Annotated in this window: 19 protein-coding genes and 2 rRNA genes; 18 read left to right on the top strand and 3 right to left on the bottom strand. The window is 75.6% G+C overall.

Annotation, left to right across the window (positions count from 1 at the left end; all coding sequences use genetic code 11):
* Positions 1-520: 520 nt before the first annotated feature.
* The 4 genes from ACI79V_RS06580 to ACI79V_RS06565 all read left to right on the top strand — a co-directional run bounded on the left by ACI79V_RS06580 (position 521) and on the right by ACI79V_RS06565 (position 6296).
* Positions 521-3660 (top strand): 23S ribosomal RNA (locus tag ACI79V_RS06580).
* A gap of 121 nt (positions 3661-3781) precedes the next feature.
* Positions 3782-3898: ribosomal RNA gene (rrf, locus tag ACI79V_RS06575) — 5S ribosomal RNA — on the top strand.
* Between the two features lie 1105 nt (positions 3899-5003).
* Positions 5004-5837 (top strand): tetratricopeptide repeat protein, encoded by an 834-nt coding sequence (locus ACI79V_RS06570; RefSeq protein WP_456887649.1) that lies wholly within the window; start codon positions 5004-5006, stop codon positions 5835-5837.
* Between the two features lie 99 nt (positions 5838-5936).
* Positions 5937-6296: a single-stranded DNA-binding protein gene (locus ACI79V_RS06565; protein WP_456887647.1), complete on the top strand. Its 360-nt coding sequence runs from the start codon at positions 5937-5939 to the stop codon at positions 6294-6296.
* 23 nt (positions 6297-6319) lie between these two features.
* On the opposite strand, the gene ACI79V_RS06560 is transcribed toward ACI79V_RS06565, so the two are convergent.
* Positions 6320-7654 (bottom strand): DUF1015 domain-containing protein, encoded by a 1335-nt coding sequence (locus ACI79V_RS06560; protein WP_456887645.1) that lies wholly within the window; start codon positions 7652-7654, stop codon positions 6320-6322.
* Between the two features lie 108 nt (positions 7655-7762).
* Here ACI79V_RS06560 and ACI79V_RS06555 point away from each other — a divergent pair, with 108 nt between their 5' ends.
* From ACI79V_RS06555 to ACI79V_RS06525, 7 genes are all read left to right on the top strand, one after another.
* The gene (locus tag ACI79V_RS06555) at positions 7763-8194 is read left to right on the top strand and encodes a tetratricopeptide repeat protein (RefSeq protein WP_456887643.1); all 432 of its coding nucleotides are present in this window, start codon (positions 7763-7765) and stop codon (positions 8192-8194) included.
* The gene (locus ACI79V_RS06550) at positions 8191-9291 is read left to right on the top strand and encodes an HAD-IIA family hydrolase (RefSeq protein WP_456887642.1); all 1101 of its coding nucleotides are present in this window, start codon (positions 8191-8193) and stop codon (positions 9289-9291) included. The genes ACI79V_RS06555 and ACI79V_RS06550 overlap by 4 nt, the downstream gene beginning before the upstream one ends.
* Positions 9292-9487: 196 nt before the next feature.
* A complete protein-coding gene (locus ACI79V_RS06545) occupies positions 9488-9742 on the top strand; it encodes a hypothetical protein (RefSeq protein WP_456887640.1) in 255 nt (84 codons plus the stop codon).
* Positions 9742-10539: a TlyA family RNA methyltransferase gene (locus tag ACI79V_RS06540; protein WP_456887639.1), complete on the top strand. Its 798-nt coding sequence runs from the start codon at positions 9742-9744 to the stop codon at positions 10537-10539. The genes ACI79V_RS06545 and ACI79V_RS06540 overlap by 1 nt, the downstream gene beginning before the upstream one ends.
* Positions 10540-10655: 116 nt before the next feature.
* Positions 10656-11726, top strand: a complete 1071-nt coding sequence (locus ACI79V_RS06535; RefSeq protein WP_456887638.1) for an NAD kinase — start codon at positions 10656-10658, stop codon at positions 11724-11726.
* The gene (recN, locus tag ACI79V_RS06530) at positions 11701-13584 is read left to right on the top strand and encodes a DNA repair protein RecN (RefSeq protein ID WP_456887636.1); all 1884 of its coding nucleotides are present in this window, start codon (positions 11701-11703) and stop codon (positions 13582-13584) included. Before ACI79V_RS06535 ends, recN begins: the two co-directional genes overlap by 26 nt.
* A 141-nt stretch (positions 13585-13725) precedes the next feature.
* The gene (locus ACI79V_RS06525; protein WP_456887635.1) at positions 13726-14442 is read left to right on the top strand and encodes a methylase; all 717 of its coding nucleotides are present in this window, start codon (positions 13726-13728) and stop codon (positions 14440-14442) included.
* Between the two features lie 4 nt (positions 14443-14446).
* Here ACI79V_RS06525 and ACI79V_RS06520 read toward each other — a convergent pair whose 3' ends face one another.
* Together ACI79V_RS06520 and ACI79V_RS06515 are read right to left on the bottom strand one after the other, a co-directional pair.
* Positions 14447-15160, bottom strand: coding sequence for a hypothetical protein (locus ACI79V_RS06520; RefSeq protein ID WP_456887634.1), 714 nt, complete (start codon positions 15158-15160; stop codon positions 14447-14449).
* A 51-nt stretch (positions 15161-15211) separates the two neighbouring features.
* Positions 15212-15832, bottom strand: coding sequence for a TetR/AcrR family transcriptional regulator (locus tag ACI79V_RS06515; protein ID WP_456887632.1), 621 nt, complete (start codon positions 15830-15832; stop codon positions 15212-15214).
* Between the two features lie 401 nt (positions 15833-16233).
* Between ACI79V_RS06515 and steA the strand changes: the two genes are divergently transcribed.
* Genes steA through ACI79V_RS06480 form a run of 7 tightly spaced genes read left to right on the top strand, consistent with a single transcriptional unit; the run spans position 16234 to position 26032 of the window.
* Positions 16234-17421, top strand: a complete 1188-nt coding sequence (gene steA, locus ACI79V_RS06510; protein WP_456887631.1) for a putative cytokinetic ring protein SteA — start codon at positions 16234-16236, stop codon at positions 17419-17421.
* Positions 17418-18371 (top strand): copper transporter, encoded by a 954-nt coding sequence (locus tag ACI79V_RS06505; RefSeq protein ID WP_456887628.1) that lies wholly within the window; start codon positions 17418-17420, stop codon positions 18369-18371. Before steA ends, ACI79V_RS06505 begins: the two co-directional genes overlap by 4 nt.
* A complete protein-coding gene (locus tag ACI79V_RS06500; RefSeq protein WP_456887625.1) occupies positions 18368-19186 on the top strand; it encodes a hypothetical protein in 819 nt (272 codons plus the stop codon). The genes ACI79V_RS06505 and ACI79V_RS06500 overlap by 4 nt, the downstream gene beginning before the upstream one ends.
* Before the next feature lie 17 nt (positions 19187-19203).
* Positions 19204-20823 (top strand): murein biosynthesis integral membrane protein MurJ, encoded by a 1620-nt coding sequence (gene murJ, locus ACI79V_RS06495; protein ID WP_456887623.1) that lies wholly within the window; start codon positions 19204-19206, stop codon positions 20821-20823.
* Complete coding sequence (locus ACI79V_RS06490; RefSeq protein WP_456887619.1) at positions 20816-21961, top strand: glycosyltransferase family 4 protein; 1146 nt, start codon at positions 20816-20818, stop codon at positions 21959-21961. Before murJ ends, ACI79V_RS06490 begins: the two co-directional genes overlap by 8 nt.
* Entirely contained in the window at positions 21958-24312 is a 2355-nt protein-coding gene (locus ACI79V_RS06485) for a hypothetical protein (protein WP_456887616.1), read from the top strand. Before ACI79V_RS06490 ends, ACI79V_RS06485 begins: the two co-directional genes overlap by 4 nt.
* Entirely contained in the window at positions 24305-26032 is a 1728-nt protein-coding gene (locus ACI79V_RS06480) for a CTP synthase (RefSeq protein WP_456887614.1), read from the top strand. Before ACI79V_RS06485 ends, ACI79V_RS06480 begins: the two co-directional genes overlap by 8 nt.
* The last annotated feature ends 2 nt before the right edge of the window (positions 26033-26034 follow it).

The raw sequence follows: 26034 nt of genomic DNA, 5'->3' as shown, positions 1-26034 counted from the left end.
GGCGGCCCTGCACGGGGTCGTCGGGTGCAGAGCTGTGCTCGGGTCGTGATGGCTGCCCACTACCGGGTGGTCACGGGTGTTCGAGACAGTGCTCGAGGGTGGAACGCTGACCAGTTCGGCCGGGCCGCTGCTGCGGCCTTCCAGTACGGCGCTGTCGTTCCCTTCGGGGGCGGGGGCGTGGGGAACGGAGGCCGGAGGAGTCCGGGCCGGTCGTAGGCACGCTGTTGGGTCCTGAGGGAACGGACCCGGATGGGTGCACCGTCGGGTGCACGACATCCGGGGTCGTTGTCTCTGCTGCCGGGGCCTGCTGGATCTCACAACGCCCGGTTCGCGTCGGTTCGCCGGCGGGCCGGGGTCTGGTGGGGTCGGATCGGCGGGTGGGCCTGGTTGGTCGTTGAGAACTGCACAGTGGACGCGAGCATCTTTGATTTCTGTGTGCCGCGGGATCCCTCGTCTGGCTTCGGTCGGCCGGTGGATGGTCGCGGTGCGCGCAGTTTGCGTGTGAGTTGGTGGTGAGTGTGGCCAAGTTGGTAAGGGCACACGGTGGATGCCTGGGCACCAGGAGCCGATGAAGGACGTGGGAGGCTGCGAGAAGCCTCGGGGAGCTGCCAACCGAGCGTTGATCCGAGGATGTCCGAATGGGGAAACCCCGCACCAGTCATGTGGTGTGACCCGCGCCTGAACACATAGGGCGTGCGGAGGGAACGTGGGGAAGTGAAACATCTCAGTACCCACAGGAAGAGAAAACAACCGTGATTCCGTGAGTAGTGGCGAGCGAAAGCGGAAGAGGCTAAACCGTTTCCATGTGATACCCGGCAGGGGTTGTGGAAGCGGGGTCGTGGGACCGCTCGGGTACGTCTGCCGGCGTGCCGAGGAGTGAGAAAGACCGGTCGTTAGTGGAAGGCCTCTGGAAGGGGTCGCCGTAGAGGGTGAGAGCCCCGTACACGAAAACGCCGGTCCTCCTGCAGCGTGTTCCCAAGTAGCACCGAGCCCGTGAAATTCGGTGTGAATCCGGCGGGACCACCCGCTAAGCCTGAATACTCCCTGGTGACCGATAGCGGACGAGTACCGTGAGGGAAAGGTGAAAAGTACCCCGGGAGGGGAGTGAAATAGTACCTGAAACCGTGTGCCTACAAGCCGTCAGAGCTCCGAATGTCCACGCCTCGTGCGTGGCGGGGTGATGGCGTGCCTTTTGAAGAATGAGCCTGCGAGTTAGTGATACGTGGCGAGGTTAACCCGTGGGGGGTAGCCGTAGCGAAAGCGAGTCCGAACAGGGCGATCGATAGTCGCGTGTCCTAGACCCGAAGCCGGGTGATCTACCCATGGCCAGGTTGAAGCGCGGGTAAGACCGCGTGGAGGACCGAACCCACCAGGGTTGAAAACCTGGGGGATGAGCTGTGGGTAGGGGTGAAAGGCCAATCAAACCCGGTGATAGCTGGTTCTCCCCGAAATGCATTTAGGTGCAGCGTCGCGTGTTTCTTGCCGGAGGTAGAGCACTGGATGGCCGATGGGCCCCACAAGGTTACTGACGTCAACCAAACTCCGAATGCCGGTAAGTGAGAGCGCGGCAGTGAGACTGCGGGCGATAAGGTTCGTAGTCGAGAGGGAAACAGCCCAGATCATCGGCTAAGGCCCCTAAGCGTGTGCTAAGTGGAAAAGGATGTGGGATCGCAGAGACAACCAGGAGGTTGGCTTAGAAGCAGCCATCCTTGAAAGAGTGCGTAATAGCTCACTGGTCAAGTGGTTCCGCGCCGACAATGTAGCGGGGCTCAAGCACACCGCCGAAGCCGTGGCACTTCCACAGGTCCCCGTCGTCGCCTCTTGCAGGCGCCGGCCAGGGGTGGAGGTGGGTAGGGGAGCGTCGTGTGGCGGGTGAAGCGGCGGCGGAAGCCAGCCGTGGACGCCATGCGAGTGAGAATGCAGGCATGAGTAGCGAGAGGGGAGTGAGAACCTCCCCCGCCGGAAGACCAAGGGTTCCTGGGCCAGGCTAATCCGCCCAGGGTGAGTCGGGACCTAAGGCGAGGCCGACAGGCGTAGTCGATGGACAACGGGTTGATATTCCCGTACCCGCGAAGGAGCGTCCCTGCCGAGGCCAGCGATGCTGACCCACCGAAACCGCTGTTCTTCTTTCGAGGAGAACGGTGGGAGTAGCTGGGGACCCGACCTGGTAGTAGGCAAGCGATGGGGTGACGCAGGAAGGTAGTCGGTGCCGGTGAGTGGTAGTACCGGTGCAAGGGTGTGGCCCGCGCCGTAGGCAAATCCGCGGCGCATGCAGGGTGAGGCCTGACGCATAGCCGAATGAGGCGAATCCGATGATCCTATGCTGCCGAGAAAAGCCTCTAGCGAGTTCCGAGCGGCCCGTACCCCAAACCAACTCAGGTGGTCAGGTAGAGAATACCGAGGCGATCGAGCGAACTGTGGTTAAGGAACTCGGCAAAATGCCCCCGTAACTTCGGGAGAAGGGGGACCCTCGCCCGTCAACCGCCTCGCGCGGGGTAGCGGGAGGGGGTCGCAGAGACCAGTGAGAAGCGACTGTTTACTAAAAACACAGGTCCGTGCGAAGTCGTAAGACGAGGTATACGGACTGACGCCTGCCCGGTGCTGGAACGTTAAGGGGACGGGTTAGCCGCAAGGCGAAGCTCAGAACTCAAGCGCCAGTAAACGGCGGTGGTAACTATAACCATCCTAAGGTAGCGAAATTCCTTGTCGGGTAAGTTCCGACCTGCACGAATGGCGTAACGACTTCTCAGCTGTCTCAACCACAGGCTCGGCGAAATTGCACTACGAGTAAAGATGCTCGTTACGCGCGGCAGGACGGAAAGACCCCGGGACCTTCACTACAGCTTGATATTGGTGTTCGGTTCGGCTTGTGTAGGATAGGTGGGAGACTGGGAAGCCGGCACGCCAGTGTCGGTGGAGTCGCCGTTGAAATACCACTCTGGTCGAATTGGATGTCTAACCTGGGTCCGTGATCCGGATCAGGAACAGTGTCAGGTGGGTAGTTTAACTGGGGCGGTTGCCTCCCAAAGAGTAACGGAGGCGCCCAAAGGTTCCCTCAGCCTGGTTGGCAATCAGGTGTCGAGTGCAAGTGCACAAGGGAGCTTGACTGTGAGACCGACGGGTCGAGCAGGAGCGAAAGCTGGGACTAGTGACCCGGCACCGGCAGGTGGAAGCGGTGTCGCTCAACGGATAAAAGGTACCCCGGGGATAACAGGCTGATCTTCCCCAAGAGTCCATATCGACGGGATGGTTTGGCACCTCGATGTCGGCTCGTCGCATCCTGGGGCTGGAGTAGGTCCCAAGGGTTGGGCTGTTCGCCCATTAAAGCGGTACGCGAGCTGGGTTTAGAACGTCGTGAGACAGTTCGGTCCCTATCCGCCGTGCGCGTAAGAGACTTGCGAAGAGCTGTCCCTAGTACGAGAGGACCGGGACGGACGAACCTCTGGTGTGCCAGTTGTACCGCCAGGTGCACGGCTGGTTGGCTACGTTCGGCAGGGATAACCGCTGAAAGCATCTAAGCGGGAAGCTCGCTTCAAGATGAGGTCTCTCACCCAGTCATGGGGTAAGGCCCCCGCCCAGACCAGCGGGTTGATAGGCCGGAAGTGGACGCACCGCGAGGTGTGGAGCTGACCGGTACTAACAGGCCGAGGACTTGACCACACTTCCATCCACCCCACACGCGGATCCCCGCGCGGTCGAAGATGGTTTCCACACAGCGTCCACTGTGCAGTTCTGAACGCACCCAACCAGCCGCAGCTGGCCGGGGTCTCGTTCACAGTGTTACGGCGGCCATGGCGAGAGGGAAACGCCCGGTACCATTCCGAACCCGGAAGCTAAGCCTCTCAGCGCCGATGGTACTGCCCTGGAGACGGGGTGGGAGAGTAGGACGCCGCCGGACAACCATTCGAAGACGGGGGTCGGAGCCACAGGCTCCGGCCCCCGTCTTCGTGCGTTTCCGGCATCCGTTCCCGTGGCGCTCCCAGGAGTGCCGCCCGTAGCACCGAGGTATCCAGGACGACATGACTTCTCCCCGACGAGGCTCCGCAGGGCGCGGCCGCCAGGACGGCGCGGCTGCCCGCGGTCAGGCCCGTGCGGGCCGCGACGACCGACAGGGACGGCCGGCGGCAGGACGCGATCCCGGTGGGGACCGCCGCGGGGGCCCGGCCGGTGCGGCCCGTCGTGGCGTCGGCGGCTCCGCAGACCGCCGGGGCGGTCAGGGCGGGCGGGTTCCCGGTGGCGAGCGGTCCGCGCGGGGTGGCCAGTACGGCCGTGCCACGGATCGGACAGAGGGTGAGCGGTCCGGCCGGCCGGTCGAGGGCAGGAGCGGTGCCGGAGACTGGCGCGACCGTCGTCCGGCGCCCGAGCGGGGCGCGAGTGACCGCCAGGATCGTCGTCCTGCGTCGGGGCGCTCCGTTGACGACTGGCGGGACCGCCGTCCCTCGTCCGAGCGTTCGTCGGGCTCGTGGGGGGACCGGCGCAGCGGCGTCGGCCGTCCTGCGGGGGAGCGCCGCCCGTCCGGGGACGGGGACCAGGCGGGGCGTCGTCCCCGGCCGGCCACCGGCGGCGCCGGCAACTGGCGGGACCGGCGGCCGGAGGGTCCCCGGACCGACCACGGACGTCCCGCGGCCCGGCGGGAGGAGCAGCGTCCGCGCCCTCAGCGGCGGGATGACGAGAGCGCCACGCGTCCGGACTGGCGGGACCGCCGCCCGGGCGGTGAGCGGTCCACCCGGGCGAGCGGCGACCGGGGTGCGTGGCGCGGTCGGCAGGACAGCACCGGTGCCCGTCCGCAGCGGCAGGACGCCTCGGCCGGCCGGCCTGACCGTGCCGGCGGCCGGGACTGGCGCGACCGCCGTCCCACCGACGACCGTCGGGCCCGTCCCGACCGGGACCGCACGCCACCCTCCCCTCCGGGGCCCGACCTGCCCGACTGGGCCGAGGCCCGCGACCTGGACCAGGCCGTCCGGGCGTCCCTGCGCGGCCTGGACTCCCGCAACGGGGAGAAGGTGGCCCGCCACCTCGTCGTCGCCGGCACGCTTGTCGACGAGGACCCGCAGCTGGCGCTCGCCCACGCCCGGGCCGCCCGGGACCGGGCCTCGCGGATTGCGGTCGTGCGGGAGGCGGTCGGCGTGGCCGCGTACCACGCCGGCGACTACGCCGAGGCGTCACGGGAACTGCGCGCCTACCGGCGGATGAGCGGCGACGAGGGGTACCGCGCCGTCCTCGCCGACTGCGAGCGCGCCCAGGGACGGCCGGAGGTCGCGCTGCGGCTGGTGCGGGAGGCGCTCGGCGCCGGGCCCGAGCCGGCGGAGACAATCGAACTGCGGCTCGTCGAGGCCGGCGCCCGTCAGGACCTGGGGGAGACCGCGGCGGCCCGGCTGGTCCTCGAGGGTGCGCTGGGCGGCCGCCCGGTCCCCGGCGGGGTGGACCTGGCCGACGAGGGCACGCGGCGGCTCGCCGCGGCATACGCCGACCTGCTCGCCGCCGTCGACGACCCTGCGGCCGGCTCGTGGCGGGAGGCCGTGGACGCGGCAGGCCCGGACGAGGACGAGGACGTCGCCTTCGGCGAGGAGGAGCTGCCGCTCGCGCCGGCCCCGGCCGACGCCGAGACGACCGAGCACGCCGGGGATCCGGTCGAGGTCGTCGGGGATCCGGTCGAGGACGCCGAGGAATCGGTCGGCGACGCCGAGGATCCGGTCGACGGCGCCGAGGATCCGGTCGGCGGCGCCCCGGCGCCTGCCGACGAGGACGACCTCGACTTCGACGAGGACGTCGAGCGCGAGGTCGCCGAGCTGCTCGGTGAGATCGACCCGCCGGGCGAGGACCAGCCCGGGCACTGACCACCGACAGCCGCGCCTCGGTCGTCCACACCGCCTCTGTGCGTCCACAGCGTCCGTGACGATGACCGGCCGGGGGTCGGCGGGCACCACGCTGCCGTCATGAGCGTGGCTGTCATCGACCGGAACGACGTCGTGCTCCGCGGGCGCCTCTCGGCACCCGCGGAGCACCGGACCCTCCCCAGCGGGGACCCGCTGGTGACCTTCCGTCTCGTCGTGCGCCGACCCGAGCCGCGGGCCCGCGGGTCCTCGGTCGACGTGCTGACCTGCATCACCTACGACCGCGGCCTGCAGCGGCGGGTGGCCGCCTGGGAGGCGGGCGACGTCGTCGAGGTGGAGGGCGCGCTGCAACGGCGGTTCTGGCGCACCGGCCAGGGCACCGTGTCGGTGTGCGAGGTGAACTGCCGGCGTGGCCGCAAGGTCCCGCGGTCGGGTGCCCCGGGGACGGTGCGGACGGCGTGAGGGGTCCGGAGGCGGCGCGGTCCTCAGCCGGCGTGCGGCCGCAGCACCAGGCCTGTGCGCGGCTTGGGCACGAACAGCGTCGACTTGCGCGGCATCCGCGCCCCGGCACGGGCGACCGCGGCGACGTCGGCGGGGGAGGGTGGCCGCAACAGCACCGCCACCCCCGCCCGTGCGCCGGCCAGCCGCACCGCCTCGGGGAGGTCGTGCGCCACCAGCAGCGAGCCCGGGTCGTCGGCGCGGCCCCACAGCGCGGTCACCAGGCCGGCCGTGGCGAGCACGACGTCGAGCCGCCGCCAGGACGGGGGCGCCTCGGCGGGCACCGTGGCGCGGACCTCCGGCGTGGGATCGGACAGGCGCAGCAGGCGCCGGCCGTCGGTGACCAGGAAGCCGTCGTCGAGCGTTCCCAGCAGCGGCCGGGCCGCCGCGGCGACGGCGAGCGGGTCCGCCTCCACGGGCACCTCGGTCACCGTGAAGCCGCGCGCGGCGGCGTCCCCGGCCTGCTGCAGCGTCAGGTCGGGAACGACCCGGTGGATCGGCTCGACACGCAGCCCGCCGGCGCCCATCGGGGTGAGCAGCGCCAGGATCCGGCAGTCGCCCTGGCAGTCGCCCCGGGGATGGGTGCGGTGCAGTGCCTGGGCGGCGGCGTAGCGGTGGTGCCCGTCGGCGATGACCGCACCGGTGCGGGCGAGAGCCTCCTGCAGGCGCTCCAGGACGTCCGGGTCGGTCACCCGCCACAGCCGGTGGGCGACCCCGTCGGCGTCGACGACCTCGAGGTCCGGGGCGCTGCCGCCGGCCGCGGCGGTCAGCGCGGCGACCTCCGGCTCGGTGTCGTGCGCGAGGACGATCGGCTCGAGGTCGGTGGCCGTCGCCGCCAGCAACGCCCGGCGGCCCTCCACGGCAGCGGGGAAGGTGTCCTCGTGCGGCAGCACCGCCCGCCCGCCCGACGCGGCGACCGCGACCGCGACCGCCCCGAGCCAGCCGACCGTCGGCGGCCCCTCGGCCGGCCGCATCTCGTAGCGCCACATCGCCGGGCGGTCGTCGCGCACCAGGACCCCGGCGCGCTCCCACGCGTGCAGCGTCCCGGCGGCGCGGGCCGCGACGTCGCCGGCCGCCGCCGGGCCGGTCGCACCGGCGGTACCCGGTCCGGACGTGCCCCCGGGGAGGATCAGGCGGACGATGTTGTGCGGGTCGGCGGCAGCCAGCCGCTCGGCGCCGTCCGGGGTCACCAGGTCGTACGCCGGCGAGCTCACGCGGGCCAGGTGCCCCGGGTCCCGCTGGCGGTAGGTGAGGGCCCGGAAGGGCCGGACGTCGAGCCCCGTCGCGAGGCGTGGCGGGGAGCCCAGCGGCGACGGGTGCACGACATGATCGTAGGAGCCGTCCGCTCCGGGCCGCCCGGGCGACCGGTCCCCGGGTCCGGACGCGCTCCGGGCGGGGGAGGCGGATCCGGGCAGGACGGGAGGGCGTCGGTGGCGACAGCAGGAGCCCCGGGACGGGGTACACCCGACGGGCAGGGACCCGAGGGCGGGGTCTACGAGTGGTACCGCCGCGGCCTGGACCTGCTCAGCAACGGCGACCCCGCGGCCGCGGCGACCCTGCTGACCCGGGTCGCGGAGGCCGAGCCCGGCTCGCGCAGCGTCCTGGAGGCGCTGGCCCGCGCCCAGTACGACGCCGGCCGCTACGGCGAGGCCGTCGACAGCTTCGGCGAGCTCGCCGCCGGCAACCCCACCGACGACTACGCCCACTTCGGCCTCGGCCTGGCCGCCAGCCGCGCCGGGGACCTGGAACTGGCCGCCGAGCACCTGGCCCTCGCGGTCGCCCTGCGTCCCGACCTGCCGCACTACGCGCGGGCGCTGCGCGGGGTCCGGGCACGACGGGCGTCGGGACCGGGGGCGGCGTGAGCACCGTCCCCGGCAGTCCCGTGCCGCGCGGCCTGGCCGCCGGCAGTCCCCGGCCACCTGCCGAGCTCTTCGACGTCGCCCTGCTCGACCTCGACGGGGTCGTCTACGTCGGGCCCGACGCGGTGCCCGGGGTCCCGGCCGCGCTCGCCGCCGCCCGGGCGTCGGGCATGCGGCTGGGCTTCGTCACCAACAACGCGGCGCGCCCGCCGGACGAGGTGTCCCGGCACCTGGCGGAGCTCGGCGTCCCCGCCACCGCCGACGAGGTGATCACCAGCTCCCAGGCGGCCGCCTCGGTGGTCGCCGCACTGCTCGGCGCCGGTGCCCGGGTGCTGCCGGTCGGCGGTCCCGGTGTCGCGGCGGCGCTGCGGGCGGCCGGGCTGACCGTCGTGGAGCGGGCCGAGGACGACCCGGCCGCGGTCGTCCAGGGCTACGGGCGGGAGGTCGGCTGGGCGCAGCTGTCCGAGGCGGTCGTCGCGGTCCGGCGCGGCGCCCGGCACGTGGCCACGAACGCCGACGCGACGATCCCCTCGCCGCGCGGTCCACTGCCGGGCAACGGGGCGATGGTCGGCGTGGTCCGCGGGGTCACCGGCGTGGAGCCGATGGTCACCGGCAAGCCCGACCCGGCGATGCACGCCGAGTGCGTCCGCCGCACCGGGGCGCGGCGCCCGCTCGTCGTCGGCGACCGGCTCGACACCGACATCGAGGGCAGCCACCGCGCCGGCGCCGCGAGCCTGCTGGTGCTCAGCGGGGTCACCGACCCGGCGCTGCTGCTGGGCGCGGGCCCTCCCCACCGCCCCGACCTGCTCGCGCACGACGCCGGCGGCCTGCTGGCCCCGCATCCCCCCGTCGTCGCCGAGGAGGGCGGCTGGCGCTGCGGCGGCTGGGCGGCATCCGCCGACGGGGACGGCACGCTCGTGCTGCGCGCCGTCCCGGACGTCGCCGGCGGTGACCGCGCGAGCGGGGACGACGGTCTCGACGGGCTGCGTGCGCTGTGCGTGGCGTCCTGGTCGCGCCCGGGGGAGCCGGCCGCGCCGGCGGTGCGCGCCGGTGACGACGACGCCCGCCGCGTGCTCGCCGGCTGGGACCTGGCCCGGTGACGAGGACCGCCGGGCGGCCGCTCGGGCCGGGGCGCCCGACCCGTCCCGGTGCCCCGTGGGGCCGTCCCCGGTCCCGTCCGCGCGGCGGTCCGCGTCGGTCCCGGCCGGTAGTCTCGCGGGCCGGGGACGCCGCCGCGTCCCGTCCCGGGCCCGCCGCCCGGAGACCTCGTGCTCCCTCGTCCGGAAGGTCGCTGCCATGACCGAGCCGAGCCGACCGCGACCGGTCCCGGGCCCGCCGCGGCCCGGTCCCGCCGCCGCGCCGGTCGCCGGCACGGCCGCTCCGGCCGGCCCCGGTGCACTCGTGGGCCCGGCCCCGGTCGACGGCACGGGCGCCGCCGTGGGGAACCCCCTGGCCGGGCTCGACCAGCGCCCCGTCGCCGAGCACGTGGCCGTCTTCGAGGCCGAGCACGACCGCCTGCGACGCGAACTCGCCACGATCGATCAGCTCTGATGCCGCGCCGCAGCCGACTCGACGCCGAGCTGGTGCGGCGGGGACTGGCCCGCTCGCGCGAGCACGCCGTCGAGCTGATCTCCGCGGGTCGGGTCGCCGTCGCCGGGCAGGCCGCGACCAAACCGGCCACTGCCGTCGACCCGGCCACCCCCGTCGTGGTGCGCACCGACCCCGACGAGCAGCGCTGGGTCTCCCGCGGCGCGCACAAGCTGCTCGGCGCGCTCGACGCCTTCGGGGTGGCGGTGGCGGGCCGCCGTGCGCTGGACGCCGGTGCCTCCACCGGCGGGTTCACCGAGGTGCTGCTGTCCCGCGGCGCCCGCGAGGTGGTCGCGGTCGACGTCGGTTACGGCGAGCTGGCCTGGTCGCTGCGCACCGACGAGCGGGTGCGGGTGCTCGAGCGGACCAACGTCCGCACGCTGGAGCCGGCGCAGATCGGCGGCCCGGTCGACCTGGTCGTCGCCGATCTGTCGTTCATCTCGCTGCGGCTGGTGCTGCCCGCGCTCACCGCGTGCGCCACCGCGGAGGCCGACCTGCTGCCCATGGTCAAGCCGCAGTTCGAGGTCGGCCGCGAGCGGCTGGGCTCCGGCGGGGTCGTCCGGGAGCCGGCCGCCCGCGCGGACGCCGTCCTGGGGGTCGCCACGGCCGCCGCCGACCTGGGCTGGGGGACCGCCGGGGTGGTGGCCAGCCCGCTGCCGGGCCCGGCGGGCAACGTGGAGTTCTTCCTGTGGCTGCGCCACGACGCCGGGCGCCCGGAGGAGTCCGCGGTGCTGAGAGCCGTCGAGGAGGGCCCGCGGTGACCGCCCGGGCGGGCGGGCCGGTCGCGGGGGACGCTGGGACGGAGCCCGCGACCGACCGGGACCGCAGGACGGGTAGACCAGCGACGGGACCGCACAGTGACCAGCGTGGAGGAACGATGAGCGAGTCCGGCCAGGACGCATGGCGTCCCGGTGGCGGGCGGCACGTGCTGCTGGCCGTGCACACCGGGCGCGAGGACATCGTCGAGCTGGCGCGCAGCTCCGCCGCCCGGCTGGCGCGCGCGGACATCACCGTGCGCGTGCTCGAGGACGAGGCCGACGACCTGGGCATCCCGGGCGCCGAGGTGGTCGCCGCCGACGCCGAGGCGGCCCGGGGGGCCGAGATCGTCATGGTCTTCGGCGGCGACGGCACCTTCCTGCGGGCCGCCGAGCTGGCCCGCTTCAGCCACGCGGCGCTCATGGGCGTCAACCTCGGCCGCGTCGGCTTCCTCGCCGAGACCGAGCCCGAGGCCGTCGAGGAGACCCTGACCGCCATCGAGCGCTGCGAGTACGCGGTGGAGAAGCGGCTCGCCGTCGAGGTCGACGTCGTCGACGCCGCCGGTGCCGTCGTCGGCGGCACCTGGGCGCTCAACGAGGTGTCGGTCGAGAAGGCCCAGCGCTCCCGCGTCCTCGACGTGGTGATCTCCATCGACGGCCGGCCGCTGACCAGCTTCGGCTGCGACGGCGTCCTGTTCGCCACGCCCACCGGCTCCACGGCCTACGCCTTCTCCGCCGGTGGCCCGGTGGTCTGGCCCGACGTCGAGGCGCTGCTGCTGGTGCCGACCAACGCGCACGCCCTGTTCGCCCGTCCGCTGGTCACCTCGCCGGACTCGGTGCTGTCGGTCGCCATCCCGCCCGACGGCAACCGCGCCCGCGTGTCCGCCGACGGCCGCCGGGCGATGGACGTCCCCGACGGCGGCCGGGTCGACGTCCGGCGTGCCGAGCGGCCGGTGCGCATCGCCCGGGTGCACGCGGCCACCTTCGGCGACCGGCTGGTGGCCAAGTTCGGGCTGCCGGTGCGCGGTTTCCGCAACGCCCGCCGGCACGACCCGGGCCACGAGCTGCCGCCGTCGCGCAACGTGCTCATGCGTGACGTCGTGTCGCTGCCCCCGGCCGGCAACGGCGCACCCGCGACCCCGGCGACCGGGCGGGAGGAGGTGTGCGGTGGCTCCGCGGACGCCGACGCGTGAGCGGGCCGGGCGGACCCGGCGCGCCCCGGCTCCGGAGACCGCGCCGCCCGAGACCCCGGCCGGGGCCGAGGTGGCGGCGGCACCGGAGGCCGCCGCCGGCTCCGCGGCCCCGGACGCCGCGCCCGTCCGGGGCCGGCTCACCGAGCTGCGCATCCGCGGCCTGGGGGCCATCGACGACGTCACCCTCGAGCTCGGCCGCGGCCTCACCGTGGTCACCGGCGAGACCGGCGCCGGCAAGACGATGGTCGTCACCGGCCTGACGCTGCTCTTCGGCGGCCGCGCCGACCCCGGCCGGGTCCGCGCCACCGGCCGGGCCGGCGTCGAGGGGCGGCTGGAGCTGCCCGCGGAGTCCCCGGTGTGGGAGCGGGCCGCCGAGGCCGGCGCCGAGCCCGACGAGGACGGCTCGCTGATCCTGGCCCGCACGGTCAGTGCCGAGGGCCGCTCGCGGGCGCACCTGGGCGGGCGCAGCGTGCCGGTCGGCGTGGTCGCCGAGCTGGCCGAGGGGCTGCTGGCCGTGCACGGGCAGAGCGACCAGCTGCGGCTGTCCCGCCCCGCCGAGCAGCGGCACGCCCTCGACCGCTACGCGGGCCCCGCGCACCTGGAGCTGCTGCAGACCTACCGCGCCGCCTACGCGCACTGGCGCGAGCTCGCCGCCGACCTCGACCGCCGCCGCGGCCAGGCCCGCGAGCTGGCCCAGGCCGCGGACGTGCTGCGGCACGGGCTGGAGGAGATCGAGGCGTTGGCTCCCGAGCCCGGCGAGGACGACGCGCTCGACGCCCAGGCCAAGCGGCTCGGCGACGCCGACGCGCTGCGGGCCGCCGTCGACGAGGCCCGGATGGCGCTGGTCGGCGACGTCACCGGCGACCTCGGCACCGAGGGGCTGCCGCAGGACGCGACCGCTGCCCTGGCCACCGCCGAGCGGGCGCTCGCGACCACCGACGACCCCGCGCTGGTGCTGCTCGCCCGCGACCTCGCCGACGCGGTCGCGGTCGTCTCCGACGTCAGTGTCCAGCTGGCCGGGTACGTCGCCGACCTCGACGCCGACCCCGCACGGCTGGCCGAGGTCCTCGACCGGCGGGCGGCGATCACCGCGCTGGTCCGCAAGTACGCCGACCCGGGGGAGGGCCTGGCCGGCGTGCTGGCCTGGGCCGAGGAGGCACGCGAGAAGCTGTCCGCGCTCGACGTGTCCGACGAGGCCCTCGAGGCGCTGGCCGCCGCCCGCGACACCGCCCGCGCCGAGGTCGACGAGCTCGCCGCCCGCATCTCCGCCGGCCGCCGCGCCGCCGCCGACGGGTTCGCCGCCGAGGTGGGCCGGGAGCTCGCGGGCCTGGCCATGAAGAGCGCCCGGGTGTCGTTCTCCATCGACAGCCACCCCGGCGAACCCGGCCCGGACGGCATCGACGAGGTCGCCCTGCTCATGGCCGCCCACCCCGGCGCCCCGCCGCGGCCGGTGCACCGCGGCGCGTCCGGCGGCGAGCTCTCCCGGGTCATGCTCGCGATCGAGGTCGTCTTCGCCGGCGCCGACCCGGTGCCGGTGATGGTCTTCGACGAGGTCGACGCCGGCGTCGGCGGGCAGGCGGCCGGCGAGATCGGCCGGCGGCTGGCCCGGCTGGCCCGCGACCACCAGGTCGTCGTGGTCACCCACCTCGCGCAGGTGGCCGCCTTCGCCGACACCCACCTGGTGGTCGACAAGTCGCCGGACACCGCGGCCGGGGTCACCGCCACCGACATCCGCGCCGTCGACGACGAGGACCGGGTGCGCGAGCTGGCCCGCATGCTGTCGGGCCTCACCGACAGCGACACCGGCCAGGCCCACGCCCGGGAGCTGCTCGCGGTGGCCGCGGCCGCCCGGGCCTGACGGGCCCCGGGCCACCCGGTCGTGCACGACCGGGTCGCAGGACGCGGGAGTGCGCGACGCCCGGCCGGGGTAGGTGGGGAGCGTGCGTCTCGACGACCCCGCCCCACCCGTCCCCGCCGAGCGCCCCGCCGGGGCGCTCCGGTGAGCTGCTTCAGCTCGGCCGACGAGTCGGCGCACTACGGCTTCTCCGTCTGCATGCTGCTGCAGCAGTACCGCGAGCAGCTGCGCTGGGAGTCCGCGCCCGTCGTCGAGCTCGGCACCGGGGACGCCTCGGCCATCGCCGACGTCGTCGCCGGCCTGCCGGGCCTGCGGGTGCACGGCTACGACATCAGCGCCGACTCGGTGGCGGCGGCCCGGGCCAACATCGCCGAGCGCGGCGTGGCCGACCGCTACACCGTCGAGCTCGGGGACTTCTTCGACCAGGCCGACGCCGCGGGCGGGGAACCGGTCACCACCGCGATCTCCAACCCGCCCTACATCCCCGCGCCCGACCGCGACATCCGCATGCCCGAGCTCTGGGGCGGTGTGCGCGGCAACGACCTGACCCTGCAGCTGCTCAAGGCCGGCTACGACCACGTCGTCACCGCCGTCGCCAGCTACGCCGACCCGGTCACCACCGTCTCCACCGCCGCCGACCTCGGCTACCGGGTGGCCAACTTCCTCGCCATGGGCCTGGACTACGGGGCCTACAGCAGCGAGCCCAAGGTGCGCGCGCAGATCCGGCGGATCGTCGCCGAGGGCCGCGGCTGGGCAGGGGAGGACGAGTACATGGTCGCCGTGGCCCTGTTCACCCGCGATCCCGCGATCCCCGGCGACCGCGCCGACCAGCTGCGGCGGGCGCTGCAGCTGCCCGCCTGACCGCTCACCCCAGCGGCACGCACAGCGCGGCCGGGTCGTCGGCGCAGCCGCCGGCACCGACGCGCACCTCCTCCCACGGGCCGGTCGCGTTCGACCCGGCCTCGTTGCGCAGCCCCGAGATCCGCAGCACCAGATCGGCGGTGGGCGCCGCGGCGCGGGCCACGACCCAGACCGAGACGGTGGTGACGCTGCCGATCCCGCTGCCCACGCCGAAGCCGCCGGTCACCGGCGAGGACGTGCCGTCCGGGCACCAGCGGGTCCCCGGCGCGGCGGACCCGACGAAGACGGCGGTCCCGGCGCGGGGCGCACCGCCGTCGCCCGCGGTCAGCGCGACGTCCGCGGCCAGCTCCGACATCCCCGCCGTCGAGGTGTCGGTGAAGGTCAGCTCGACGGCCAGGGAGCGCACGGACCCGTCGTCGGGCAGCCCGCAGTCCTCGGCGAAGGACCCCGGCAGCGGCGGAACGCCGACGGCGACCGGCGTGCGCACGACCTCGACCCGCCCGCTGTACGCCGCGCCGCCGGAGGAGTCGGCCAGCGTGGCGCTGGCGACGGCCACCGGCGCGGGCGCCGGCAGCGGCACCGGGGCGATCGGCGGCGGCGACCCCTCGAACCGCGGCGCACCGGCCGGCGGGTCCCCGAGGTCGGTCAGCAGGCCGCAACCCGACAGCACCCCCAGCAGGGCGAGGGCCGGGAGGACGGCGGACCGGCGGGGACGCACGCCGCGCACCCTGGCAGACGACCCCCGTCTCCGGCGAGCACCCGCGGCGTCCTAGCGCCGTTTGGCGTACCCGGCCAGCCCGAACTGCAGCAGCGACAGCCCCCGCCGGCCGGCCGTGCGCAGCTCGGCGGCCAGCTCCGGACCGGTCACCCCGGCGAGCACCCGGTCGCGGGCCAGCTCGAGCAGCCGCCCGTACAGGGAGGTGATCGCCGACGCGGTCAGCTCCGGCTCCACCGCGCCGTCGGACGCCCCGGTCTCCGAGCGGATCTGCGCGGCCAGCGCCGCGGTGATCTCGCCGAGGATCTCCCGCTCCCGCACCTGCAGCGTCCGCGAGCCGCGCACCACCCGGGCCATCGCGGCCACCCCCTCGGCCGCCGCGGGGTCGCCCAGCGAGGTCATGGCCGCCACGACGAACGTCCCGGCCGCCGCGGCCGGCGACTCCCCGGCCGGCCGGGTGGCGACGGCGCGCAGCAGGGCGGCCCGCATCGGCGGGTCGGTGGACAGGACCAGGCCCTCCTTGACGGGGAAGTGGTTGAACACCGTCTTCTCCACCACGCCGGCCCGCTGGGCGATCTCCACGACGCTGACCGCGTCGAACCCGCGCTCGGCGAACAGCGCCGCCGCCACCTCGACGATCCGGTCCCGCGTCTCCAGCCGCCGGCGCTCGCGCACCCCGGCCCCCCGCCGCTCCCGGCGGCGGGCGGCCCGCCCCGACGGCGGCCCGGCGGCCGCGGGAGGGGCGGGCGCGGGCGACCCCGGGGGAGACGCGGACGGCTCGGGGCGGCTCCCCGGGACCGCCCGGATCACCGGGGCCGGAGCCGGTGCCCGCTCCGGCGCCGCCTCCGGCGCCCCGTCCGCGGCGCCGGGGCGGTTGGCCGGGAAGCTGGCAGCTGGAGCCCCACGTGTCACGTCGTGGACGCTAGACAGGACCGAGGGGCACTCCGGCGGTGCTGGTGGGGCAGCTGCGCCCGGCGTGTCGCGCTCACCGTGGTGTCGGACACCCTGCGTGACCAGGTCGTCGCCGGAGCGCGTCGGTGGGGAGCCCGTCCAGGCGTGCGTGGGACCATGACCCAATGCGCATCGGCACCCTGCGACGGAGCCGGGCCCAGGAGGCGGCACCCGGGGTCAGTGGCACCGTCCGGCTGGACCGTCGCACCAAGAACCTCACCAAGCGCCTGCGGCCCGGCGACGTCGCCGTCATCGACCACGTCGACATCGACCGCGTGAGCGCCGACTCCCTGGTCGCGGCGAAGGTCGGTGCGGTCGTCAACGCCGCCCCCAGCATCTCCGGCCGCTATCCCAACCTCGGCCCGGAGATCCTCACCGCCGCCGGCATCCCGCTGGTCGACGGCGTCGGCAAGGACGTCTTCGCCGCGCTCAAGGAGGGTGCGCAGGTCCGCGTCGACGGCGACACGCTCTACGGCCCCGACGGCACCCCCGTCGCGAAGGGCACCGAGCAGACGCCGGACACCGTCGCCGCGGCCATGGCCGACGCCAAGGCCGGGCTGTCCACGCAGCTCGAGGCCTTCGCCACCAACACGATGGAGTACATGAAGCGCGAGCGCGCGCTGCTCCTCGACGGCGTCGGCGTCCCCGACGTGCGCACCGCCATCGAGGGCCGCCACGTGCTCGTCGTCGTCCGCGGGTACGACTACAAGGAGGACCTGCAGGCGCTGCGGTCCTACATCCGCGACTACCGGCCGGTGCTCGTGGGTGTCGACGGCGGCGCCGACGCGCTGGTCGAGGCCGGCTACCAGCCGGACATGATCATCGGCGACATGGACTCGGTCAGCGACCACGTCCTGCGCAGCGGCGCCGAGGTCGTGGTGCACGCCTACGCCGACGGCCGCGCTCCCGGGCTCAAGCGGGTGCAGGACCTCGGGGTCGACGCGATCACCTTCCCGGCCGCGGCCACCAGCGAGGACATCGCGATGCTGCTGGCCGACGAGAAGGGCGCCAAGCTCATCGTCGCCGTCGGCACGCACGCCACGCTCGTGGAGTTCCTCGACAAGGGCCGCGGCGGCATGGCCTCGACCTTCCTCACCCGGCTGCGGCTGGGCGGCAAGCTCGTCGACGCCAAGGGCGTCAGCCGGCTCTACCGCAGCCGGATCTCGACCGGCGCGCTCGTCGTCCTGGTGCTCGCCGCGCTGCTGGCCATCGTCGCCGCGCTGGCCGTCACCACCGCCGGCCGCATCTACCTCGACCTGCTGGTCGACCAGTGGGACAGCTTCGTGTTCTGGTTGGAGAACCTCTTCTCGTGATCGACTTCCGCTACCACCTGGTCTCCCTGATCGCGGTGTTCCTCGCGATCGCCCTGGGGCTGGTGATCGGCGCGACCCAGCTGTCGGGACCGGTGCTGGACAACCTGCGGGGGCAGGTCACCGCACTGCAGGAGGACAAGCGGGAGCTGGAGGACACCACCCAGACCCTGCAGGCGCAGGTCGACACCGACCAGGCCTTCGAGTCCGCCGTCGCCCCGGCGCTGGTGCAGGGTGCGCTCACCGGCCGCGGCGTGCTGCTGGTGCTCGCCTCCGAGGAGGTCACCACCGACACCGTGGAGGAGGTGACCGCGATGGTCACCGAGGCCGGCGGCACGGTCAACGGGCAGGTCACCGTCACCCCGGACTACAGCGACCCGGCGAGCGAGTCGGCGCTGCAGAGCTACGTGACCACCCCGGCCGGCCGCCCCGCCGGCGTCGCGCTGCCCGAGACCGACGACACCGGCGAGCTCGTCGGCGCGCTGCTGGGCCAGGTGCTCATGGTCCCGGCCACCGGCGCCCCGGCGCCGGACACCGCCGCCGTCTCCACGGTCCTGGCCGGGCTGCAGGCGCTCGACGTGCTCTCCCAGGACTCGGACTCGGTGACGCCGGCCGACTTCGCCGTCGTGCTCACCGCCGGGACGCTCGGAGGCGAGGACGCCGCCGACCGCAACGACGCGCTGGTCGACCTGGCCACCGCGCTCGACGCCGCCGGATCGGGCGCCGTGGTCGCCGGGGACGCCGCCGCGGCGGGGGAGAACGGGCTCCTGGGCGCGCTCCGCGCCGACCCGGAGACCGCCACGGCCGTGTCCACCGTCGACAACGTGACCAGCCCGTCGGGCCAGATCAGCACCGTGCTGGCGCTGGGCCGCGAGCGCGAGGGCACCTCCGGCGCCTACGGCACCGCGGAGGGCACCCAGCCGGTCCCGCCGCTGCCGGCCGCCACCCCGTGACCGGGCGCCCGGCCCTCCTCGTGGCGGCCGGGGCGGTCGCCGCCCGCGCCGGGCTCGCCGCGGCCGGCGCGGTCGACGCCCGCCCGGCCGGGGACCCGTGGCGGCGGACCAACTACGCCGGCCGGCCGGTCACCCTGCTCGGCGGGCCGGCGCTGGCCGCCGCGGCCACCGCCGGCGCCGTCCTGGGCGCCCCGCCCGGCACCCGCGCCGCCGCCGCCGTGGCCGGCACGGTGTCCGGGCTGGTGGGCGGCTACGACGACCTGGCCGGCGCCCGGCCCGAGCAGGCCCGCGACAAGGGCCTGGCCGGGCACCTGGCCGCGCTGCGCGCCGGGCGGGTGTCGGGCGGCGCGGTGAAGGTCGCCGGCATCGGCGCCGCGGCCGCCGTCGCCGCGCTGCTCACGCGCCGCAGCCCCGTCGACGCCGTCCTCACCACCGGCCTGGTCGCCGGCACCGCGAACCTGGTCAACCTGCTCGACCTGCGCCCCGGCCGGGCGGCGAAGGCCGCGGCGCTGGCCGCCGCCGCGGGCCTGCGCGGTCCCGCGGGCGGCCTGGCCGCCGGGCCGCTGGGCGCCGCGCTGGCCGTGCTGCCGGCCGACCTCGGCGAGCGGGTGATGCTCGGCGACGCCGGCGCCAACGCCGTCGGCGCGCTGCTGGGGCTGCGGGCCGCGGCCGTCCCGTCGCGCCCGGTCCGCGCCGGCCTGCTGGCCGCGGTGACCGCGCTGACCCTGGCCAGCGAGCGGGTCAGCTTCACCCGGGTCATCGAGGCCACCCCGGGCCTGCGCGAGCTCGACCGGCTCGGCCGCCGCCCGGCGTGACCGCCGCGGGGCCGACCGTGTCGGGACGGCGGCTGGCCCAGGGGGTGGCCGGCGCGGCCGCGCTGATCGCCGTCCTCACGGTGCTGGCCCGCCTCGCCGGGTTCGGCCGCACGCTGGTGTTCACCAACGCCGTCGGCGCGGGCAGCACCGGCGACGTCTACACCGCGGCCAACACCGTCCCGAACATCGTCTTCGAGGTGGTCGCCGGGGGAGCGCTGGCCTCCCTGGTGGTGCCGATGCTCGCCGGCGGGATCGCCACCGGCGACCGCGAGCAGGTCCGCCGCACCGCCTCGGCGCTGCTGGGCTGGACCCTGCTGGTGCTCGTGCCGCTCGCCGCGCTGCTGGCGCTGCTCGCCGAGCCCGTCGCGCGGCTGCTGCTCGGCGGCGGTACCGACGCCGAGGTGGCCTTGGCCGCCCGGTTCCTGCTCGTGTTCGCCCCGCAGGTGGTCCTCTACGGCCTGGGCATCGTGCTCACCGGGATCCTGCAGGCCCACCGCCGCTTCGCCGCGCCCGCGCTCGCGCCGCTGCTGTCCAGCGTCGTCGTCGCCGGCGCCTACGCGCTGTTCGCGCTGATCGGCGGGGCGCGGTCGGTGGCGGACCTGACGACGCCGGCCGAGCTGGTCCTCGGCGTGGGCACGACGCTCGGCGTCGCGGCGCTCACCCTGCCGCTGCTGCTGCCGCTGCGCCGCCTGCGGCTGGGCCTGCGCCCGTCGCTGCGCTTCCCGGTGGGCGTCGCGCCGCGGGTGCGCCGGCTCGCCGTCGCGGGCGTGCTGACCCTCGCCGGCCAGCAGCTGGTGGCCGCCGTCGCGATCCGGCTGGCCAGCGACGGCCCCGACGGCACCCAGGTTGTCTACACCGCCGGCCTGACCCTGTTCCTCGTGCCGTGGGCCGCCGTCGCCGTGCCGCTGGCCACCTCGGCCTACCCGCTGCTGGCCGAGCGGGCCGGCACCGGCGACGAGGCCGGCTACCGCCGCGCGCTGGCCCCGCTGACCACGCTGGTGCTGGTGGCCTCGCTGGTCGCCGCCGCCGTCCTCGCCGCCGTCGCCGGGCCCATGGCCCGCGTCTTCCTGCTCGGCGGCAGCACCGGCGACGTCGCCGCGCTGCGCGACGCCATCCTCGCCTTCGCGCCCGGCCTGGCCGGCTACGGCCTGGTCGCCGTGCTCACCCGGGCGCTCTACGCGCGCGACCTGTGGCGGGCGCCCACCGCCTGCGTGCTCGGCGGGTGGCTGCTGGCGGTGGCGGCCGACGTCGTCCTGGCCCGCGCCCTCCCGCCCGCCGACCGGGCGCTGGCGCTGGCCGCCGGGCACAGCCTCGGGGTGACCGTCGCGGGGCTGGCGCTGCTCGCGGTCACCGCCCGGGTGGCCCCCGGCGGGCTGGCCGGCGTCGCCCGCTGCGGCCTGCCCGCGCTGCTGGCCGCCGGGGCCGGCGCCGCCGCGGGGCTGCTCACCGCCCGGGCGCTGGGCGCCGACCCGGTCCCGGCCGGCTCGCTGCCCGGGGCGGTCGGCGCCGGGCTGCTGGCCGCCGCGGCCGTGACCGCGGTGGCGGGGGCGGTCATGATGGTCACGGCGCGCCGCCCCCTGCTCGTGGCGGTGCGCGCGCTGCGGGAACCCGGGGGGACGGAGGTGCACGGTGGCTGAGCGGGGATCCCTGGCCGGCCGCCGCATCGCCGAGGTGCTGGCCACCAGCACCGGCGGCGTGGGCACCCACCTGCGCTCGGTGCTGCCGGCGCTGGCGGAGGCGGGCGCGGCGGTCACCGTCTGCGGCCCGGCCGCCACCGACGCGCTGTTCGGCTTCTCCGCGGCCGCCGGCTTCCGGCCCGTCGAGATCTCCGCCGGCCTGGACCCGGTGGCCGACGCCCGCGCGGTGCTCGCCCTGCGCCGCGCGCTGGCCGGCACCGACCTGGTGCACGCCCACGGGCTGCGCGCCGGGCTGGTCGCCGCGGCCGCGGTGCGGGCCGGGACCCGCGGCGGTCCCCGCCGGCCGCTGGTCGTCACGCTGCACAACGCCCTGCCCGACCGCGCCGGCCCGCTGCGCCGGGTGCTCGCCACCGCCGAGTGGACCACCGTCCGGGCCGCCGACGTCGTGCTGGCCGCCTCGGCCGACCTCGCCGCCAACGCCTGGCGGCTGGGCGCCCGCGACGTCCGGGTCGCGCCGGTGTCGGCGCCGGCGCTGCCCCCGGCCCGCCGCTCCCGCGCGGAGGTGCGCGCCGGGCTGGGCCTGACCGGGGGGCGGCCGCTGGTGCTCGCCGTCGGCCGGCTGCACCCGCAGAAGGGCTACGACGTCCTCCTCGACGCCGCCGCCACCTGGGCCGCCCGGCCGGACCCGCCGCTGGTCGCCGTCGCCGGGGACGGGCCGCTGGAGGCCGAGCTCGCCGCCCGCATCCGCGACCAGCGGCTGCCGGTGACCCTGCTCGGCCGCCGCGACGACGTCGCCGACCTGCTCGCCGCCGCCGACCTGGTGGTGCTGCCCTCCCGCTGGGAGGCCCGCTCGCTCACCGCGCAGGAGGCGCTGCGCGCCGGCACCCCGCTGGTGGCCACCCGCACCGGCGGCCTGCCCGGCCTGCTCGGCGACGGCGCGCTGCTGGTCCCGCCCGGTGACGCCGCCGCGCTCGCCGAGGCCGTCGACGGGCTGCTCGCCGACCCCGCCCGCGCCGCGGCGCTGGCCGCCGCCGGGAGGGCGCAGGCGGAGAGCTGGCCCGACGAGGCGGCCACCGCCCGCGCGCTGGCCGCCGTCTACCGCGAGCTGCTGGGCCCGCCGGAGAGCGGCGCGGCATGAGACGCGCCGCCGTCCTGCTGGCGACCCTGCTGACGCTGCTGGTCGCCGGGCTGCCCGGCGCGGCGGCCGCCGAGGACTGGTCGGCCGACCGGGTGCTGGTCGTCGGCGTGCCCGGGCTGGTGTGGAGCGACCTCGACCCCGCCACGACGCCGGCGCTGTGGGAGCTCGCCGACACCGCGCCGATCGGCGCCGTGTCGGTCCGCGCGGCGCGCTCGACCACCTGCCTGCTCGACGGCTGGGCCACGCTGGGCGCGGGCAACCGGGCACGGTTCCCCGCCCCCGACGAGGCCGCGCCGCCGGTGCCGCTGCCCACGGTCCCGCTGCCGGGCGGCGCCGCCGGGGCGGGCGCCACGCCGTCGCAGCCGCCGGTGCCGGCCGGGCCCCCGGCCAGCCCCGAGCTGTCGCACTGCGGCCTGCAGGAGCGGCTGGCGCAGGTCGGGCTGGCCGATCCGCTGACCGCCGTCCGCGCCGTCGCCGAGGACAGCGCCACCGTCCGGTTCGGCGCCGAGCCCGGCGCGCTGGGGGCCGCCGTGGGCTGCGCGACCGTGGTCGGCCGGGCGGCCGCGCTCGCCGTCGCCGCGCCCGGCGTGGGGCTGACCCGGGAGGAGGCGCTGCCGGCCGACCCGGCCGCCGTCGCCGCGCTGCTCGGGCCCTGCCCGCTGACGCTGGTCTCCCTCGACGGGCTGGTCGACGCCGGCGTGCCCGCGCCCGAGGGCAGCGAGACCGGCACCGAGCCCGGGTCGCGGGCGGCGGCCGTGGCGGCGATCGACGACGCCGTCGCGCGGCTGCGGGCCGCGGTCGCCACGCTGCCCGGCGAGACGCTGCTGCTGGTGCAGGGCGTCTCGGAGGTCAACGACGGCCGCCCGCAGCTGCACGTGGGCATCGCGTCGGGGCCGGGCTTCACCGAGCCGGGCTGGCTCACCTCGGCCAGCACCGGCCGCGCCCCGTTCACCCAGCTGATCGACGTCGCCCCGACCGTGCTGCGCGCCCTGGACGCCGAGCGGCCCGCCTCGGTCAACGGGCAGCCGCTCACGGTCACCGGCGGCCGCCCACCCACCGCCGAGGCGGTCGAGGCGCTGGAGCGGGCCAACACCGCGGCAGTGGTCCACCACCGCAGCACCGGCACCTTCTTCGTCGCGCTGGTGGCCGTCGACGCGGCGGTGGTCGCCCTCGGCCTGCTCGTCCTGGGCCTGCGCCGGGGGTCCCGCCCGCGGGCCGGCCGGCTCCGGCCGCTGCTCGAGGTCGCCGCCGTCGCCGCCGCGGCGCTGCCGGTCGCCACCTACCTCGCGGGGCTGCTGCCGTGGGAGCGGGCCGGGTCCCCGCGCTGGGCGCTGGCGGGGGCGGTGCTGCTGGCCACCGCCGCGGTGACGGCGCTGGCGCTGCTCGGACCGTGGGCCCGGGGAGCGGGACGGCGCCGGCGGCTCGGCCCGCTGCTCGCCGTCCTCGGCGTCACGCTGGCCACGCTGGTCGGCGACGTGCTGGCCGGCTCGCCGCTGGAGCTCGACGCGCTGCTCGGCTACGACGCGATCGTCGCCGGGCGGTTCACCGGCTACGGCAACCTCGGCTCCGGCCTGCTCGCCGCCGCCGCGCTGTCCACCACCGCCGTCGCCGCGACCGCCCTGGGGCGGCGCGCGGGCCCGGCCCGGCAGCGGCGGGTCACCGGCCTGGCGGTGCTGGCCGCCGGGGCGCTCACCGTCGTCCTCGTGGGGACGCCCGGGCTGGGCCGTGACTTCGGCGGCGTGCTGGCCGCGCTGCCGGGCTTCCTGCTGCTGGCGATGCTGCTCACCGGGGTGCGGGTGACGCTGGTCCGGCTGGCCGCGGTGCTCGGCGCTGGCGTGCTCGCCGTCGGCACGCTCGCGGTCCTGGACTGGACCCGCCCGGCCGACCAGCGCAGCCACCTGGGCCGCTTCGTCGAGCAGGTGCTCACCGGCGAGGCGTGGACCGTGGTCAGCCGCAAGGCCCAGGCCAACCTCGACATCCTGCTCGGCAGCGCGCTGGCGTGGGTGCTGCCGGTGGCGCTGGTGGCGGCGCTGTGGCTGGTCCGCGGGCGCCGGCCGGCCTGGCTGCGCGGCCCCGGCCTGCTGCGCGAGGGCGGCTCGGGCCTGGCGCCGGCCGACGTCGCGGTGCTGCGCGCGGGGCTGGTCGCCACCGCCCTGAGCCTGGCCCTGGGCGCCGCGGTCAACGACTCCGGCGTGGCGCTGCCCGCGACGGCCGCGACGCTGCTGGTGCCGCTGCTGGTGGCGCTGGCGGCGACCTCCCCGGCGGGCCGGGACGCACCCGGTGGCACCGGGGGCGAAGCGGCCGATCGTGTTACGGTGGTTTCCCGTGGGTCGACCGTCTGGAATGCGTGATCGCGGGCTCCTCCACAACTCCCAGCCGACGAAGTTCGTCTTCGTCACCGGCGGAGTTGTCTCCTCTCTCGGCAAGGGCCTGACGGCCAGTTCGCTCGGCGCGCTGCTGTCCGCCCGCGGCCTGCGGGTGACCATGCAGAAGCTGGACCCGTACCTCAACGTCGACCCCGGGACGATGAACCCGTTCCAGCACGGGGAGGTCTTCGTCACCGAGGACGGCGCCGAGACCGACCTCGACGTCGGCCACTACGAGCGGTTCCTCGACACCGACCTGGGCGCGCGGTCGAACGTCACGACCGGGCAGGTGTACTCCGACGTCATCGCCAAGGAGCGGCGCGGGGAGTACCTCGGCGACACCGTGCAGGTCATCCCGCACATCACCAACGAGATCAAGGCGCGCATCCTCGCCGCGGCCGAGGCCGGTGGGGAGAGTGACGACGACGAGGACGCCGTCGACGTCGTCATCACCGAGATCGGCGGCACCGTCGGCGACATCGAGTCGCTGCCCTTCCTCGAGGCCGCCCGGCAGGTGCGCCACGAGATCGGCCGCGACAACTGCTTCTTCCTGCACATCTCGCTGGTGCCCTACATCGCCCCCTCCGGCGAGCTGAAGACCAAGCCGACCCAGCACTCGGTGGCCGCGCTGCGCAACATCGGCATCCAGCCCGACGCGCTGGTCTGCCGGGCCGACCGCGAGATCGCCACCGGCCTCAAGCGCAAGATCAGCCTGATGTGCGACGTCGACGCCGAGGGCGTCATCTCCTGCCCCGACGCGCCGTCGATCTACGACATCCCCAAGGTGCTGCACCGCGAGGGCCTCGACGCCTACGTCGTCCGCCGGCTCGGCCTGCCCTTCCGCGACGTCGACTGGACCGTGTGGGGCGACCTGCTCGACCGGGTGCACCGCCCGAAGCAGACGGTGACGATCGCCCTGGTCGGCAAGTACGTCGACCTGCCCGACGCCTACCTGTCGGTCACCGAGGCGCTGCGCGCCGGCGGGTTCGCCCACCGCAGCCGCGTGCAGATCCGCTGGGTGCCCTCCGACGACTGCCAGACCCCCGAGGGTGCGGCGGCCGCGCTCGGCGACGTCGACGGCGTCTGCATCCCCGGCGGGTTCGGCGTGCGCGGCATCGAGGGCAAGCTCGGCGCCATCCGCTACAGCCGCACCAACGGCATCCCGACCCTGGGCCTCTGCCTGGGCCTGCAGTGCATGGTCATCGAGTACGCCCGCCACATGGCCGGCCTCGAGCACGCCAACTCCGCGGAGTTCGACCCCGACACCCCCGACCCGGTGATCGCCACGATGGCCGACCAGCTCGACGTCGTCGCCGGCGAGCGCGACCTCGGCGGCACCATGCGGCTGGGCAGCTACCCGGCGGCGCTGCAGAAGGGGTCGGTGGCCGCGGCCGCCTACGGCTCGACCCAGGTCACCGAGCGGCACCGGCACCGCTACGAGGTGGCCAACGCCTACCGCGACCGGCTCAGCGAGGCCGGGCTCGTCTTCAGCGGCACCTCGCCCGACGGTCACCTCGTCGAGTTCGCCGAGCTGCCGCGCGAGGTGCACCCGTTCTTCGTCGGCACCCAGGCCCACCCTGAGCTCAAGAGCCGGCCCACCCGGCCGCACCCGCTGTTCGCCGCGTTCGTGCAGGCGGCCATCGACCGCGCCGAGTCCGCGCGGCTACCGGTGCCCGACCTCGAGGCCGAGAAGGTCGGGATCTGACG

It is taken from the genome of Geodermatophilus sp. SYSU D00700 (assembly GCF_054050255.1).
This window is presented reverse-complemented; position numbering and strand designations above follow the sequence as displayed.